General features: G+C 45.6%; 14 protein-coding genes. 5 read left to right on the top strand and 9 right to left on the bottom strand.

The window, feature by feature from the left end; all coding sequences use genetic code 11:
• Nucleotides 1-56 precede the first annotated feature (56 nt).
• The 5 genes from kdsB to L1D11_RS06560 are packed head-to-tail and all read right to left on the bottom strand — an operon-like array spanning nt 57 to nt 6,069.
• Nucleotides 57-803 (bottom strand): 3-deoxy-manno-octulosonate cytidylyltransferase, encoded by a 747-nt coding sequence (gene kdsB, locus L1D11_RS06540; RefSeq protein ID WP_239831519.1) that lies wholly within the window; start codon nt 801-803, stop codon nt 57-59.
• The gene (locus tag L1D11_RS06545) at nt 803-982 is read right to left on the bottom strand and encodes a Trm112 family protein (RefSeq protein ID WP_004741973.1); all 180 of its coding nucleotides are present in this window, start codon (nt 980-982) and stop codon (nt 803-805) included. The genes kdsB and L1D11_RS06545 overlap by 1 nt, the downstream gene beginning before the upstream one ends.
• A complete protein-coding gene (lpxK, locus tag L1D11_RS06550; protein WP_239831520.1) occupies nt 963-1,970 on the bottom strand; it encodes a tetraacyldisaccharide 4'-kinase in 1,008 nt (335 codons plus the stop codon). The genes L1D11_RS06545 and lpxK overlap by 20 nt, the downstream gene beginning before the upstream one ends.
• Before the next feature lie 15 nt (nt 1,971-1,985).
• Nucleotides 1,986-3,734 carry a lipid A ABC transporter ATP-binding protein/permease MsbA gene (gene msbA / locus L1D11_RS06555; RefSeq protein WP_239831521.1) on the bottom strand — a complete coding sequence of 583 codons (1,749 nt, stop codon included), beginning with the start codon at nt 3,732-3,734 and terminating at the stop codon, nt 1,986-1,988.
• Between the two features lie 31 nt (nt 3,735-3,765).
• Nucleotides 3,766-6,069 (bottom strand): DNA internalization-related competence protein ComEC/Rec2, encoded by a 2,304-nt coding sequence (locus tag L1D11_RS06560; protein ID WP_239831522.1) that lies wholly within the window; start codon nt 6,067-6,069, stop codon nt 3,766-3,768.
• A gap of 17 nt (nt 6,070-6,086) precedes the next feature.
• Between L1D11_RS06560 and L1D11_RS06565 the strand changes: the two genes are divergently transcribed.
• Entirely contained in the window at nt 6,087-6,596 is a 510-nt protein-coding gene (locus L1D11_RS06565) for a DUF2062 domain-containing protein (protein WP_239831523.1), read from the top strand.
• Nucleotides 6,597-6,769: 173 nt separating this feature from the next.
• Here the strand turns inward: L1D11_RS06565 and lolE are convergent, their stop codons facing one another.
• From lolE to lolC, 3 genes are read right to left on the bottom strand one after another with little or no spacing between them, the layout of a single operon-like run.
• On the bottom strand, nt 6,770-8,014 hold the full coding sequence (gene lolE / locus L1D11_RS06570; RefSeq protein ID WP_239831524.1) for a lipoprotein-releasing ABC transporter permease subunit LolE: 1,245 nt from the start codon (nt 8,012-8,014) through the stop codon (nt 6,770-6,772).
• Nucleotides 8,015-8,707 carry a lipoprotein-releasing ABC transporter ATP-binding protein LolD gene (gene lolD, locus L1D11_RS06575; protein WP_239831525.1) on the bottom strand — a complete coding sequence of 231 codons (693 nt, stop codon included), beginning with the start codon at nt 8,705-8,707 and terminating at the stop codon, nt 8,015-8,017.
• Nucleotides 8,700-9,908: a lipoprotein-releasing ABC transporter permease subunit LolC gene (gene lolC, locus L1D11_RS06580; RefSeq protein ID WP_239831526.1), complete on the bottom strand. Its 1,209-nt coding sequence runs from the start codon at nt 9,906-9,908 to the stop codon at nt 8,700-8,702. Before lolC ends, lolD begins: the two co-directional genes overlap by 8 nt.
• A gap of 227 nt (nt 9,909-10,135) precedes the next feature.
• On the opposite strand from lolC, the gene L1D11_RS06585 reads away from it, so the two are divergent.
• The 4 genes from L1D11_RS06585 (at nt 10,136) to L1D11_RS06600 (ending at nt 15,697) form a co-directional block, all read left to right on the top strand.
• Nucleotides 10,136-10,705 carry a hypothetical protein gene (locus tag L1D11_RS06585; protein ID WP_048669044.1) on the top strand — a complete coding sequence of 190 codons (570 nt, stop codon included), beginning with the start codon at nt 10,136-10,138 and terminating at the stop codon, nt 10,703-10,705.
• A 6-nt stretch (nt 10,706-10,711) separates the two neighbouring features.
• On the top strand, nt 10,712-14,173 hold the full coding sequence (gene mfd / locus L1D11_RS06590; protein WP_239831527.1) for a transcription-repair coupling factor: 3,462 nt from the start codon (nt 10,712-10,714) through the stop codon (nt 14,171-14,173).
• 63 nt (nt 14,174-14,236) lie between these two features.
• On the top strand, nt 14,237-15,004 hold the full coding sequence (locus tag L1D11_RS06595) for a peptidoglycan binding protein CsiV (protein ID WP_086712213.1): 768 nt from the start codon (nt 14,237-14,239) through the stop codon (nt 15,002-15,004).
• A 147-nt stretch (nt 15,005-15,151) separates the two neighbouring features.
• A complete protein-coding gene (locus tag L1D11_RS06600) occupies nt 15,152-15,697 on the top strand; it encodes a GNAT family protein (RefSeq protein ID WP_239831528.1) in 546 nt (181 codons plus the stop codon).
• A 131-nt stretch (nt 15,698-15,828) separates the two neighbouring features.
• Here the strand turns inward: L1D11_RS06600 and L1D11_RS06605 are convergent, their stop codons facing one another.
• Nucleotides 15,829-17,118, bottom strand: coding sequence for an NAD(P)/FAD-dependent oxidoreductase (locus L1D11_RS06605; RefSeq protein WP_086712215.1), 1,290 nt, complete (start codon nt 17,116-17,118; stop codon nt 15,829-15,831).
• Between the last annotated feature and the right edge of the window lie 168 nt (nt 17,119-17,286).

The raw sequence follows: 17,286 nt of genomic DNA on the forward strand, positions 1-17,286 counted from the left end.
GGCACAAAAAAGCCTCGAACAAGCGAGGCTAAGTATATTTATTGCTTCAAACGAGCCTAACCGATGATAGCGCGCACCGCTTCCAAATCTTCTGGAGTATCAACCCCCGCAGCGGGCGCTTCAACAGCAACATCTACGTGAATCTTCTCACCGTACCAAAGTACGCGAAGTTGCTCTAGGCACTCAATACGCTCTAGGGTACTTGGTTCCCAGTTGATGTAGGTATTGATGAAACCCGCTCGGTAAGCGTAAATACCAACATGACGAAGCAACGGAGATTCTGCAGCAGTACCGTTATTAGCGTAAGCGTCACGATCCCAAGGAATCGTTGCACGGCTAAAGTACAGCGCATAACCGTCTTTATCCGTTACTACTTTTACAGCATTGGGGTTAAACACCTCATCAACGTGCGAGATTTCTACCCCGAGTGTAGCCATCGGCGCAGTGCTGTTTGCTAGGTTATTCGCTACCTGATTAATAATCGCAGGTGGAATAAGTGGCTCATCCCCTTGTACGTTCACAATAATGTGGTCGTCAGGGATGTTCATCACTTCAATCACTTCAGCTAGGCGTTCAGTACCAGACTCGTGATTCGGTGACGTCATACACACAGTTGCACCAAATGCTTTCGCAGCCTTTTCAACGCGAGCATCATCGGTTGCGATAATAACGTTATCAGCCCCCGCTTTCATTGACTGTTCGTATACCCATTGAATCATCGGCTTGCCGCCAATGTCAGCCAAAGGCTTACCTGGCAAACGGCTCGATTGGTATCTTGCTGGTATAACTACCGTGTAAGACATTACTTGCCCTCGTCCATTGAAAGAGTACGAGCTTCAGGTTCAAGAAGAACAGGAATACCCTCTTTAATTGGGTAAGCTAGGCGATCGATTTTACAAACAAGCTCTTGCTTATCCTTGTCAAAAGTTAGTTTACCTTTACATACAGGGCAAGCAACGATCTCAAGCAGACGGTGATCCATAGTATTCCATAACCTCTTTTATTCTTTTTAAAATTTGCTGTTGCGCTTCTTCATCGAACTGCGCAGAAACTGGAAGATACCACCAGTTGTCTTGAGCATATTCTTCACATTTTACAGCGTCTTTTTCTGTCATAATCATATTCATACCTTTCTTTGCTAAGGCATGAAGTTCATCTTTATCAAAATCCTGATGATCGGCGAAGCCTTGTGTGTAAACCACATCACCATCAAGATCGTCTAATGTTTTGAAAAAGCGTGGCGGGTGTCCTATTCCAGCAAAAGCCACCAGCTTTGGTAATTCTGAAACTGGCTTTTTCTGACCAGTCTTTAGATTAACGGCTTCACTCGGTGCCAAAGACATTGAAAACTCTCGCCCTTGTGCCTTTCCGCCATTGTTAATCAAGAAATCTACGTCAGCCAAACGCGATACAGGCTCTCGCAACGGGCCTAATGGAATCAGACTCTGGTTACCAAAACGCCTTACACCGTCGATAACTGAGACTTCAATATCACGCTCAAGCGCATAATGCTGCAGGCCGTCATCAGTAATGATGACATTCACGCCTTGATTCAATAAAGCCTTTACCGCATTCGCTCTTACTGGGTCAACCGCTACTGGTGCACCCGTTCGCTTCCGAATCAAGCGGGGTTCATCACCCGAGTGTTCAGCGGGCGTGTTCTCGTCCAAAACCAGAGGGGAACTCGGTGCTTTTGCACCGTAGCCACGAGAGACCACACCAGGCCTAAAACCATTGGCTTGAAGCATCTCTACCAACCAAATCACAACGGGGGTTTTACCGTTGCCACCAGCGGTAATGTTACCAACAACAATTACAGGTAGAGGTGGTCGATAGGTTTCTTTCTTTCCAGATAGATAAGCATCACGACGCTGCCCACTGATCATTTTGAACAGCAGACTCAATGGCCACAATAGCGGCCAAAGCAGGTATTTTAACGGGTGATTGTTAAACCAAATCTTTTCGATCACAACAAAGACCCAATCCTATCCGCTGAACTGAATTCGATGCAGTTGAGCATAGGCGCCGTCCTGAGCAATTAGCTCTACGTGAGGGCCTCTTTCCACAATCTGACCATCATCAACCACCAAGATTTCATCAGCTTGTTCGATCGTCGACAATCGGTGAGCAATAACTAGTACCGTTTTGTCTTTTTGTAGCTCTTCTAGTGCAGATTGAATCGCTCTTTCTGACTCAGTATCCAGCGCAGACGTCGCCTCATCAAGAATCAGAACTGGCGCATCTCTCAATAGTGCTCGTGCGATAGCAATACGTTGTCTTTGACCGCCAGACAAACTTGCACCGTTTTCACCGACTACAGTATCAATACCATTTTCCATGCCTTCAATGAATTCACTCGCATGGGCAAGCTTAGCGGCATGTTCGATCTGTTCTCGGGAGTACTTATCTTTCGCAGCATAAGCGATATTGTTCGCAACGGTGTCATTGAATAGGTGTACGTTTTGAGAAACCAGAGCAAAGTGCTCACGCAGGTTTTTCAGTTCGTAATCACGAATATCATGACCATCCAGTTCAATAGAACCAGAGTCTACGTCATAGAAACGAGTAAATAGGTTAGCAATAGTACTCTTACCTGAGCCCGAACGCCCAACAAGCGCAACCGTCTTACCTTTAGGTATATTAAAGCATACATTATCCAATGCAGGCTTCTCAGCGCCTTCGTAAGTAAAGGTCACGTCTTTTACCGCAACATCACCACCTACTGTTTCTGGCTTCAATGTACCTTTGTTCTGCTCAGTATCTAAGTCCATCAAGCCAAACAGTGTCGTACTTGCAGCCATACCACGTTGGAATTCAGAGGTAACGTTGGTCAGTGACTTTAGAGGGCGCATCAGACCAAACATTGCGGAGAATACTACCGTAAACGTACCCGGAGTTAACTCAGCTTTAATTGAATCGACACTAGCAAGAAAAAGAACAACCACAATAGCAACCGATGCGATCATCTGAATGATCGGGTTTGCTGCAGCTTGAGCAGTGATCAACTTCATGCTCTGTTGACGCATCTGGTTACTTACTTTATCAAAGCGATGTTTTTCTAAATCCTGACCGCCGTAAGTAAGCACCACTTTGTGCCCTTTCAGCATTTGTTCTGCTGAAGAAGCAACGTGACCCATGCTGGTTTGCATGTTCTTAGAAATCTTTCTGAATCGCTTCGATACTATGCTGATTGCCCAAGCTACCAGTGGAGCAACCGCAAATAGAACCAAAGACAACTGCCAGCTGTTCCAGAACATCAAGGTTAGCAAGCCAATGATGCTCGCGCCTTCACGAACAATACTTACCAGTGCTTTACTGGTTGCTGCAGAAACTTGCTCTGAATCGTAGGTGATTCGTGACAGCAGCGCACCCGTCTGCTCTTTATCAAAGAAAGAGACAGGCATGTGCATAAAGTGACTGAATATTTTACGGCGGATTTCCATCACCACATTGCCAGAAACCCAGCTCAAGCAATAGGTAGATACGAAACCGCTGACGCCACGAATGAACATCATGGCAAAGATAATAAGAGGAAGTGTGCGTAGGAAATCAGATTCTGCACTACCAAAGCCTTCATCAAGTAGTGGCTTTAACAAAGAAATCATGTAGGTATCAGAGACGGCATTTATAATAAGCGCAATAACCGCAACACCAAGGCCAGCCTTATATAGTCGAATATAAGTCCAAAGTCGTTTAAATGTGACCCAGGTAGTTTCATCTTTTTGTGTTGACATAAAATCGCTTAATTTTCTCACAATAATCTATCTATTCTACTCCCTTACGAAGCATCTGCCTATACCACTGCCGTCCTTGTTCCTCTCTAATCGTATGATAATGCCAACCTTCTTGGTCAATAGTGATGGTTATTTGTCCACTTCCACCCGTATCAAGCCAAGCACTTCCACTTTGTAGGTAACGTTGAATGACCGACTCACTTGGCATCCCCCATTGATTACCTTTTGCCAACGAAGCAATTGCTAACTTTGGTGAAACGGCTTCTATCAAAGGTGTAATAGATGAAGTGTCACTGCCATGATGAGGTACTAGCATGACATCGCTTTTTAGCCGTTCGCCTTCCCGAGCAAGTAACCACTCACTGACAAGTTCAATATCACCCGTGAGCAACAACGAAAAGCCCGAACCTAGTTCAACAACCCTTATTACACAAGAGTGTGGGTTATACGCTCTATTCACTATTTGTGGCGGCCATAACACCTCGAACTGCACGCTCTGCCATTCCCATACCTCACCTAGCGTGCATGCTTGCATGACTGAGCTCATTTGGTGATTCAAACTTTGGCTAGCTCTGATCCATTCAGGTTGATAACTCTCAAGCAGCGCAGAGTAACCACCAGCGTGATCAGAATCGAAATGGCTAATTATCACTCCTTGAATTTCATCAATACCTCTTTGAGATAAAGTAGGAACCAATAGTGACTCGACCATCGATCCTCCCGGCCACGCGTTGCCTAAATCGTACACCACCACGTGGTTGTTCTTTTCAAAGATGAGAGACAGGCCATGCCCTACGTCCAAGACATCAATAGTTAACTGGTCCTGTTTAACTTTGCCAAACTCCCACCACAACAGGAATACAGAAATGATGACAGCAGCTGCCCCATGTTTGAGGTATCGAGCAATAAAACCGAAGAATAAGATAAGAAAAACGAGCAACACGGTTACGTGATGATCCACCTGAATCCAAAACTGTTCAGAAAAAGGCAAGCTAAACACCAATGGTTCAAGTGACAAATCAACCAGTTTCCATAACTGAGCAGAGAAACGAGCCATTGAGGCGCTGCTCCCAAATAAAGACTCAGCCACTAAACTTAGAAACATCGACAAAAACAGCAAAGGTATCGTCACCATTGATACCCAAGGCATTAGCAGCAAATTGTAGCCGACCGAGATCAAGCTAACGCCTTTGAAAAACAACATCGAAAACGGAGCAATTAACAAGGTCAGCATGACCTGTATTTTGATGAGTTTAAGCACTCGTTCAATAAAGGTAGGCTGTGAAGAAGAGGGATTACTATTGAATGCAATGTAGAGAACCGCACCCAATGCACCAAAAGATAACCAGAAACTACTGGATAACGCAGAAAAAGGCCAAATAACGAGAACGATACACAAGCTGATTAAAACATAGCGTGCCACGCTGATACTTTGTCCACGCCACAGAAAGTAACCCGCCACAATACACATCACTAGCGCTCTCAGGGTCGGCAGGGTAAACCCAGCAAACCAGCTATAGAAATAAGCGAAGCCTAAACCAAATAGTGTCGGAAACCATAACAGCTGATGAGACAACAAACGCGCCAACTTCCCTACCTGATAACCGATACCAAATGCAATACCAATGTGAAGCCCTGAAATCGCCATCAAATGAATCAAGCCGCTGCTTTTTAACAGCTCCCATCGCTGAGGAGGAATAAGCTCTCGGTAGCCGAAACTCAAAGCGACAATTAGGTCGTTATTTTTTAGCTGGCTAAGATTATCAAGACTGCGATCGAACCACCTCGCACGTAGATGGCTGCTAGAGTGGATTCTATATTTAGTATCCGTTCTATATTTCGCATTTGCCGTAACCCCAGTGCTAAACACGTACATTTCTAAATCAAAACCCGCTTCATTAAGCTTCCCAAAAACAGGCTTGAGACTTACCGACAAATATACTTCATCACCCAAAGTTAGCTTGAAAGGCGTAAACAATCGCAATTTTATCAATTGAGGAAAGATTAATTTTTCACCGTCAATTGATCTAACTACTACTACGCTTTCAAAACCATGGCTATTTTTACTAAAAAGACTAACTACTGAGGCATTTATGGTAGTATTCTGCCCTGATTGAAATAAGCGACTTGTTTGGATTTCAATCGCATTCCCTAGGCATACAACGAGTATCAACGCAGTAGCTAGACCTCTTGTAAGCCGGAAAACGCTATACTTTATTGATACAATAAGTAATAACAGCATCATTGGTGCCAAGACCCAATGTGGCATCACAGGCCAGAAGCTGGCTGACACAACTGTCGCAGCAAATGAAATCAAGAACCAAGTGTTAAACAAGAGAGTAGCTTCCTCCTATGCCAAGAAAGTTTATCAAACGATTTATGCCTGACCATGAGCTCATCAAGCGTCAGAAAGCATTAAAAGTTTTTGGCAATGTTTTGTACAACCCCAACTTATGGTGCCTTAATCGTCGCTCCGCGGCTGGCGCGTTCGCTGTTGGGTTATTCATGGCGTTTGTCCCTCTACCTAGCCAAATGATTATGTCTGCAGGCTTAGCCGTTGTATGCGGTGTTAACTTACCGCTGGCTGTCGCTCTCGTTTGGATCAGTAACCCCGTAACCATGCCAGTCTTGTTCTACTTTGCTTATAAAGTAGGTGCATTCGTTATGCATATTCCGCCGCAAGCCTTTCACTTCGAACTATCTTGGGACTTTATCTTGGAGCAAATGAGCACCATCGGACCTCCGTTCCTGCTGGGCTGTATGATTTGTGGTGTGATTTCAGCAATGATTGGTTATTTCGGTATTCGTGGCTTATGGCGCTACTCAGTAGTAAGAAGCTGGAAGAAACGACAAGCAAGATAGTGAATCTATACTGACGCGCTCTCCACTTTTAACGGGTAGCGATAAAAATCAGACAAGTTATAAGCCATTAGATGATAGGCATGTAATGAAAGTCTTAGATAATACAGTTTGAATTCAATAAAAAAGGATCCCACCAGGGATCCTTTTTTGTATCTGTCGAAACAGTAGATTTGTTATTTGGAGCTCAGCACAGAAGCTGGATTTAACTTCGCAGCTCGAGATGCTGGGTACCATGTCGCCAGCAAACTTAAAGCAATTGCAGTACCTGATACCACAACGACATCCATCATATTCAGTTGCGATGGCAAGAAGTCGACAAAGTAGATATCACCAGACAGGAACTGGTGATCGATCAACTTCTCAAGCCCTTTAATAAGAGTGGTCAGATTGAGTGCCACCAAAACACCTATCGTACTGCCAACTAAACTACCCAATACACCAGAGAACACGCCCTGCCAAACAAAGATACGTTTAACTAAACCGTCGGAAGCGCCCATGGTTCTTAAGATTGCGATCTCCGAAGCTCTATCTTTTACCGCCATCATCAATGTCGAGACAATGTTGAAACACGCCACACCGATCACCAGCACCATGACTAAATACATAATGGTGCGAACCAATTGAATATCTCGATATAAGAAGCCGAACTTCTGTTGCCAACTACGCAGGTAAACATACACATCAAGCTGATTACCGACCTCTCGGACAATCTCATTCGCGTTCAGTACATCGGTCACTTTCAAAGAGACACCCGTCACAGCCTCCCCTAAGTTCGCGTACACTTGAGCATCACCAATCGGAATGAGCGCTAAGCTATGGTCAATTTGTCCATTAAGCGTCAGTAAGCCGGCAACTTTTACTCGTACGCGCTTGGGCGCCTGAACCTTAACCGAACCGTTGACTGTTGGGATCATTAAGGTCAAGTAATCACCGACTTGCGCACCAAGCACATTAGCCACACCAGAGCCTAAGATGATCTGCTGCTGTCCTGCTTTGAAATCGCTCCACACTTGCTTATCAATGAAGCTTGATAGACTCGATACCTGTGGTTCAAGCTGTGGGTCAACACCACGCACTTCAATCGCTTTAAGTTCTTTGCCCTTTTCAGCCAGCGCTGTGATTTTCACATAAGGTGCTGCTGCAACGACTTTGTCATTTTTGACCGACTGCTCTATCACATGTTCCCAGCGAGTTACAGGTTCATTAACCCCTTCAAACTCACCATGGGGAATCACAGATAGAACGCGTGATTCTAGTTCACGCTCAAAACCATTCATCGCTGACAGACCGATAATGATCACCGCTACACCAACCGCAATACCAATCGTAGAAGACAAAGAGATGAAAGACACCATCTTGTCTCGCTGTTTAGCACGGCTGAAGCGGCCGCCTATCAATAGAGATAAAGAAGAAAACACTTAGCGCTCCTCTTTTTCTACGTTAACCAACAAACCATCTTGCATGTGCAGTTGACGATCCATTTTGGCAGCGAGTTCTCCATCATGGGTCACGACTAAAAAGGCTGTATCGTATTCCCGGTTTAACTCTCGCATTAAGTCATAAATAGAAAGCGCTGTATTGTGGTCAAGGTTACCCGTCGGCTCATCCGCTAATACAAGAGCTGGCTTGTTGACTAATGCACGGGCAATCGCCACACGCTGCCTTTCACCACCAGACAGCTCAGAAGGTCGGTGATCAACACGATGGCTTAACCCCACTTTATCAAGTAGCAACTGCGCTTCTTGTTTCGCTTTCGCAGGCTTTTCACCGCCTATCAGCAGTGGCATAGCGACGTTTTCTAGTGCAGAAAAGTCGGATAGCAAGTGATGGAACTGATACACAAAACCAAGGTGTTGGTTGCGAAGCTTAGCCTGCTTATTCGAGCTCAGTGACGCTAAGTCTTGACCAAGAAAGCTCACGCTCCCCGCAGAAGCATCATCAAGCGCTCCTAATATGTGTAGGAGCGTACTCTTACCTGAACCAGAAGTACCAATGATAGAAACCAGTTCACCTTTTTCGATCTCAAAGCTTACCCCTTTGAGGACTTCAGTATCCAACGAGCCTTCACGGTACGTTTTACAGATATCATTACATTGAAGAAAATTACTCATAACGAAGGGCCTCAGCAGGTTTCACAGAAGATGCACGGTAAGAAGGGAAAATAGTAGCAATCAAGCTAAGTGCAATAGCAAGTACCACAACAACGGCGATTTGAACTGGGTTAATCAAAATAGGTAACTGACCACCAAACGAAAATAGAGCAACACCCATCGCTTCTAAAATCGGGTTAAGGTTCATTGCCAGAACAACGCCTAGTGCGCCGCCGGATAGTGCGCCAATCACACCACTACTTGCCCCCTGAACCATAAAGATGCCCATAACTTGGCCATCGGTCATGCCTTGGGTTTTAAGTATCGCAACCTCAGATTGCTTCTCCATCACCACCATAATCAGCGCAGAGATAATATTAAATGCGGCAACCCCGATGATCAGCCCAAGCATTAGGCCCATCATGTTTTTCTCCATACGAACCGCTTGGAACAGTTCGCCACGCTGGTCGCGCCAATCGCTCCACAACCATCCATCTGGTAAAGGTTGGTTAGATAGCTCCTCGACTTCAAACGGGTCATCAAAAAACAGTCGCCAGCCTGAAATCGTGTCTGACTTGTAACGCATCAAACGCCCAGCGTCTTGAATATCCGTTACCATGAGCTGCGCATCAATATCCGAGCCCGTATTAAAGATACCGGCTACGGTGAAATTACGTTGGCTAGGAATACGGCCAAGTGGTGTGTATTGGCTGGCGCTGGTCACCATTAGACGAACCTTGTCGCCCATCGATACCTTTAGGTTTCTCGCCAACGTGTGACCGAGAAATAGCTGATATTGTCCAGCTTTAAGTGAAGATAATCGACCCGCAATAAGGTGGTCTTGAAGTGGGTCATCAGAATTGGGTTGGATGCCAATCAAGAGGCCCGCTGACAGCTGAGCAGGGCTCTGAATCACCGCCTCACTGCGAACAACCGGTTCAACGTGACCATTAAGCGAAATCTGCTTAGCAAAACTAGGAGCTTGTTCAGAGAGTAGCGTCTTACCACCTGGCTCATAAACCACAGCTTGAGGAAGAACGCCGAGAATTCGGTCTTTTAATTGCGCTTCGAATCCATTCATTACCGACAAAACAGTAATCAAAGACAGCACACCAATGGTGATACCCGCTGTCGACATATAAGAAACAAAACGGCTAAAGCGATCACCTGAACGGCCTTTCAAATAACGCAGGCCAACAAACATTGAAATAGGATGAAACATACTTTGAACCATCAAAAAGGGATGCGGGTTAATGTAACGGGTATTGCTGTTACTGTGTAGGGGTTAATTGAAAATATAGAGTGAATTAACTCAATTAGTTAGGCCTGAAAAACAGAACCCTGTCAAAACACCAAATTTCAAACAACTATTTGATAGTTTCAATTAACTGACCTTGATTACTGCGGCCACATAGCGATAATCAATAGATCACTTCAAGGAACTAACGCATGACAGAACAAGAGTTTTTCACCGTTCACCACAGCCTTACCGCTAATATAGAACCAATGGAAAGTAACTTCACTTTACCTTCTCAAATTCAGTTCGAATCGGAGATCCCTGCCCCTTTTGTTGTGGCGAGTGAATTTAGCCAATTGGACCTGTTAGCCGACAGTGCTCGCGCTGAACTGAAAAACAGCGACTTGAAGAATGTCACCAGTTTATTGGATGCACAAAACTCTAAATTAAACCTGTTGTTGAGCTTTATGTTATCGCAGCAAGATGAAGAGAAGTTTCGTACTCACACCTACTCTTTCGGTGCGAGTCAATTTTCCTGTTTTTCAAAAACAGATATCGAAGCGGGACGTTTGGTAAAAGCTAAACTGTTTCTAGAACACCCTGCCGCAGCCATTTATTGCTATGCAGAAGTGTTTGCCAGCCAACCTAAAGATTCAGGTTTCGAAATCAACTTCAAATACGCTCATCTTCGCGATACCGACCAAGACCTGCTAATCAAAGCGGCACTTCATCAACAACAGAAACTTTTGCGTCAACGCTCTCTAGAACGAGATAACAAGTAAATTAACATGACCAAACAATCTATTTTTACACTACCTACACTCAAAGGAGCCGGTGACAAAAAGCACATCGGTAACCTAGTCGGTTCGTCTCTCGCTCTAGCCATCGCTAAACTCGCAGAGCAGCACAACAGCCATACTGTACTTGCAGTGCCAGACCCACAAGTGGCACTTAAGCTGCAATCTGAAATTGAACAGTTTACGGCACATGAAGTCGCACTATTCCCAGACTGGGAAACACTGCCTTACGACAGCTTTTCGCCGCACCAAGAGATCATTTCAGATCGTATCGCGCGCCTTTATGCCTTACCGACATTAAAAGACGGCATCACGATCGTACCGATCAGCACGCTACTTCAGCGTCAATCACCGCGTGACTTCTTGCTGCAACACACCCTAATGGTGAAAACGGGCGATCTCTACTCGCTTGAGAAACTACGCCTGCAACTTGAAAAGTCGGGCTATCGTTACGTTGACCAAGTGTTTGGCCCGGGTGAATACGCAAGCCGTGGTTCGATTCTCGATCTGTTCCCGATGGGCAGCAAAGACCCCTATCGTATCGACTTCTTCGATGATGAGATCGATACCATTCGTACCTTCGATCCTGAAAACCAACGTTCTATCGAAGACATCTCTGAGATCCGCCTGTTACCTGCTCACGAATTCCCAACCTCGGAAACGGCGATTGAAGACTTCCGTATTCGTTGGCGCCAACAGTTTGATGCCCGCCGCGAACCAGAATCGGTTTACATGCAGGTATCTAAAGGCACATGGCCGGCTGGTATTGAGTATTGGCAACCACTGTTCTTCGATCACACAGAAACGCTTTTTGACTATGTTGCCGATGAAGCGCAACTCTTGGTTCTTGGTGACGTAGAAACCGCTGTTGATTCGTTCCTTGCTGATGTCGCTCACAGATACGAGCAACGTGGCGTTGATCCACTGCGACCACTGCTGACGCCTGAGCAACTTTGGTTGAAGAAAGACGAACTATTCGCACACTTCAAACAGAAGCCACAGGTCAGCCTAAGCCTAGAGTCGATTGAAGAGAAAGCAGGCCGCACTAACTTACCTGTCGTGTCATTACCTGACCTCAGCGTTCAGCATCAAAATAAAGAACCTTTAGCTAACCTAAGAAAGTTCACAGAGGCCTTCAATGGCAAAGTGGTATTTTCGGTTGAATCAGAAGGTCGCCGTGAAGCACTGAGTGAACTGCTTCGTGGTATTAAAGTACGACCAAGCGAAGTTGAAAACCTCGATGGCGCAATTAAAGCCAAGGACAAGTTCAGCCTCATCCTTGGCTCTGCGGAACATGGTTTTATCCATGAAGAGCAAAACATCGCGCTTATCTGTGAAAGCGACTTACTTGGCGATCGCGTTGTTCAGCGTCGTAAGAAAGATAAGAAAAGCGTCAATAGCGACACCGTAATTCGTCACCTTGCGGAACTTAAACCGGGTCAGCCAGTTGTTCACATTGACCACGGTATTGGTCGTTACATCGGCCTGCAGACACTCGAAGCCGGTGGCATGAAAACCGAATACGTAACCCTTGAGTATCAAAACGATGCCAAGTTGTACGTGCCTGTTGCTTCTTTGAATCTCATCGGACGCTACTCTGGCGGCGCTGAAGACTCTGCACCACTGCATAAGCTCGGTGGTGAAGCCTGGCAGAAAGCGCGCAAGCGTGCGGCGGAGAAAGTCCGTGACGTTGCCGCAGAATTACTTGATGTTTACGCTAAACGTGAGCTAAAACCTGGCTACAAATTTGTGCTCGACCGTGGCCAATACGCGACTTTCAAGTCTGGTTTCCCATTTGAAGAAACCGATGACCAAGCGATGGCCATCAATGCTGTTATGTCTGACATGTGCCAAGCCAAAGCCATGGACCGTTTGGTGTGTGGTGATGTTGGTTTTGGTAAGACAGAAGTGGCGATGCGTGCGGCATTCGTTTGTACTGACAACAGTAAACAAGTCGCGGTATTAGTACCAACCACCCTACTTGCTCAGCAACACTTTGAAAACTTCCGAGACCGTTTCGCCAACTTGCCGATTCGTATTGAGGTACTGTCTCGATTTAAGTCAGCTAAAGAGCAGAAAGTAATCATGCAAGATGTCGCCGACGGTAAAGTCGACATCTTGGTTGGTACTCACAAGCTACTTTCCAGTGATATTAAATTTAAAGACCTTGGCTTGTTAGTAGTCGATGAAGAACACAGGTTTGGTGTGCGTCAGAAAGAGAAAGTGAAGGCGATGCGCGCGGATGTCGACATCCTAACGCTTACCGCGACACCAATCCCGAGAACGCTGAATATGGCAATGAGTGGCATGCGTGATTTGTCTATCATCGCAACACCACCCGCACGACGCTTGGCAATAAAGACTTTTGTTCGCGAGAGTGATGATGCCATCGTAAGAGAAGCGGTACTTCGTGAAATAATGCGTGGTGGTCAAGTTTACTTCCTGCACAACCAAGTGGACACGATTGAGAAAACAGCAGAGTCACTACAGAAGCTGATTCCAGAAGCGCGCGTTACCGTGGCTCATGGCCAGATGCGTGAGCGTGAACTAGAACGCATCATGAATGACTTCTACCACCAGCGCTTTAACTTACTGGTGTGTACAACCATCATTGAAACGGGTATCGATGTCCCAACGGCCAATACCATCTTGATGGACAGAGCCGATAACCTCGGTTTAGCACAGCTGCACCAATTACGTGGTCGTGTCGGTCGTTCTCACCACCAAGCTTATGCTTACTTGTTAACGCCACACCCTAAAGCAATGACCAAAGATGCGATCAAGCGATTGGATGCGATTGCTTCACTCGAAGACCTGGGCGCAGGCTTTACCCTAGCAACCCATGACTTAGAGATTCGTGGGGCGGGTGAACTGTTAGGTGATGAACAGAGTGGTCAAATTCAATCGGTTGGTTTCACCTTGTACATGGAGATGCTTGAACAAGCAGTTGAAGCATTGAAAGAAGGTCGAGAGCCATCGCTTGATGACCTACTGCGTGAGCAAACTGAGATTGAAATGCGTCTGCCTGCGCTATTGCCTGATGACTACATCCCAGACATCAACACACGCTTATCAACGTACAAACGTATAGCGAGTGTGAGTGATACCGACGAATTGGCAGAATTGAAAGTCGAGCTGATTGATCGCTTCGGCCTTCTGCCTGATGCAACCAAAAACTTGTTGTCAGTTTCAGAGCTAAAATTAGCCGCGGCGTCTATCAAGGCTAAAAAAATTGAAGCTCACGATAAGGGGGGGTTCTTAGAATTCTACCCGGATGCTGACATAAACCCAACCTACCTTGTTAAACTGTTGCAATCTCAACCGCAAAAGTTTTCAATGGAAGGACCAACAAAGTTCAAGTTTACGATACCATTGGTCGACAGACGGAAACGAATTCAATTTGTTAGTGATTTATTGGGCGAATTCAGACAAAACTTGCTGCCTTCAGCATAAGACCCAACCCACTTGCACATATAAATTATCCAGCCGGTAGTTCGGCTGGAAGACGGAGTAAAAATGAAAAGACTGATCCCACTGCTACTATTGTTCGTCTCACTGCCAAGTTTGGCACAGAGACAATTTGATATAGAAGTGATCATTTTTAAGCGCGCTGTTGATGCAGAGAAAGTGAATGAATCTTGGCCAAACACACAGCCAAAGATTTCACTTGAGCGCGTTGGTTCATTTCAAGATACCCAATACCGAGCGAAGAAAGGCGTGCAGATGCTTCCTTACTCGGAATACAAGTTAACACCTCAGAAAGACAAGCTACGCAAACACGCAGGCTTTGAAGTTCTGATGCATACTGCTTGGCGTCAAGGTGACCAAGGTAAGAGTTCAGCACCTGTTTTCCACATTCAAGCAGGTAAAGACTTCTCTAAACAGTTTAATGCGGACGGTTCTGAGAAAGGCGCTGTGACTGCATCAAACCCGGATGGCTTCCAAGAAGAGACGATTGATAAGCCGCTTTACGAGTTAGATGGCAAACTTCAAATCTACGTGCAGCACTACCTATATGCAGAAACGACACTCGATTTGAAAGCGCCAAGCGTTCGTGAGGTGACTCTACAAGAACAGCAAATCGAACTAGACTCGCCAGTAAGTGGTGCAGAGAGCAATGTTCAGGTGGGTAACCTTACCGAGATATCTCCGACCGTAGAAGTGCAGGAGTTCCTTAAGAGCTACCGTATGGACCAAAAACGTCGCATGCGCAGTACAGAGACTCATTACCTAGACCACCCGCTTCTTGGCATGGTGATTCAAGTACGTCGCGTCGCTCAATAAGCCATGTAATCAGTCTTCAACTAGCAGCTCAACTACTCCTACAGAGAGTGGAACTTGGTATAAAGCATTGAAGTTGAATTAAGCATTCAATACGCCCTCCATTATGAGGGCGTTTTATTAGCCGTTACACATTATTTGGTGCATCCTATGAGCCCAGACTTTCAGATCAATACACAGAATCTCAGCCTCAAAATCATTGAACCCTCAGATGCTAAAGAGTTTGCTCAACTGATCAAATCTTCACCAAGCTTATTACCTTGGGTAGACTGGTGTCATGATGAGCTTTCTATCGTCGAAGCCGAAAAATTCATTCTGGCAACTCGCCTCAATTGGGTAAAAGCCGATGCGTTTGGTTTTGGTATCTTTGAGCAAAAAACCGATAAGCTGGTCGGAATGGTGGCGATCAATGAGCTTTACCAAACCTTCAATATGGCAAGTTTAGGTTATTGGGTCGGTGACGAATTTCAAAGGAGAGGTATTGCCAAAGAAGCGATGCTAGCCTTGTTTGAATTCTGCTTTGCTCAGCTTAAGCTAACGCGCTTGGAGATCGTTTGTGATACCGAAAATCTACCAAGCCAAAAGCTGATAGAGAGGTGTGGTGCAGAGCGAGAAACCATCGCCAAGAATCGATTTATCTTTAACGGAAAGCCGAAAGATGGCATCGTTTACTCAGTATTACCGCCAACGGCTTAACCGTTGCTGCTCAGTGATAAGCGCAAATAACACTAAACTGGGTAAATGTCACTTAACTGACACGATCAAAAAAGAGCTCCTAAGAGCTCTTTTTTATTATCAACATGAAGCTATTTATCAGGCTTAGCTGATTAGTGAAGCTTTAAGTTTGGACGAAGTACACGGTTAATACGACCAACCAACATCATCAGTGATGTTTTGATCAAGCCGTGAAGCGCCATCTGGTGCATGCGGTACAAAGAGATGTAAACCACGCGAGCAATACGACCTTCAACCATCATCGAACCTTTAGTCAGGTTACCCATCAAGCTACCCACTGTAGAAAAACGGCTTAGTGAAACCAGTGAGCCTTTATCTTTGTAGATATAGTCTTTCAGGTCACGGCCATTCAACTTAGCAATGATGTTGCTAAATGCACAGCTTGCCATTTGGTGAGCCGCTTGTGCACGTGGTGGAACGAATGAACCATCCGCTTGTGTACATTGTGCCAAGTCACCGATAGCAAAGATACTGTCGTCAAGCGTGGTTTGCAGCGTATTTTTCACAACCAATTGGTTGATACGGTTAGTCTCAAGGCCACCAATATCTTTCATGAAATCTGGCGCTTTAATACCTGCTGCCCATACCATGATTTGAGCAGGGATCTTGTCACCGTCTTTGGTTGTTAGACCATCAGAATCAGCTTGCGTCACCATAGTATTAGTACGAACGTTTACACCAAGCTTAGTTAGCTCAGAGTGTGCGGCGCTTGAAATACGAGGAGGAAGAGCAGGAAGAATACGTTCACCCGCTTCAACAAGGTTAACGTTCAACTTGCTGGAATCTAGGTCGCCGAAACCGTAAGTGCGAAGCTCTTTTACCGCGTTATGTAGCTCTGCAGAAAGCTCTACGCCCGTTGCACCAGCACCAACAATCGCGATGTCTACCGTACCTTGACCGTTCTTAGCGTGAAGTTTTAAGAACTGGTTGTTCATTTCAGTACGGAAACGGTGCGCTTGTTCTGGGCTATCGAGGAAAATGCAGTTATCACGAACGCCAGGAGTGTTGAAGTCGTTCGACGTTGAACCCAGTGCCATAACAAGAATATCGTATTCAAGTTCACGGCTTGGCATCAACAGCTCGCCGTGCTCATCTTTCAGTTCGCTCAGTGCAATCACTTTACGTTCACGATCGATGTCGTTCAGGCTGCCCATTTGGAAGTCGAAGTAATGGTTTTTTGCGTGTGCGCGGTAGCTTAGTGCATCAACACCTTCATCCAGTGAGCCAGTTGCTACTTCATGAAGTAATGGTTTCCATAGGTGGCTTGCTTTACGGTCTACCAGAGTGATCTGGGCACGTTTCTTACGGCCTAAAGTTCGGCCTAGCTTAGTTGCTAGCTCTAAACCACCAGCACCGCCGCCTACTACGATAATTTTTGTCACAATGACAATCCTCTACAAAATGAATAAATAGGGTTCGGCTCGATTACTCCAACCGATAAATTCTATGTATCTACCCGGCCTTTACATAAGGCTGTGACATATTGGATAACCGCGAAAAAGAATAACGACAGCTCACCGAGTAGTTAGAGGGATTACAAGCAACAAACA

The organism is Vibrio sp. Isolate32, from assembly GCF_022397955.1.
GTDB lineage: Bacteria > Pseudomonadota > Gammaproteobacteria > Enterobacterales > Vibrionaceae > Vibrio.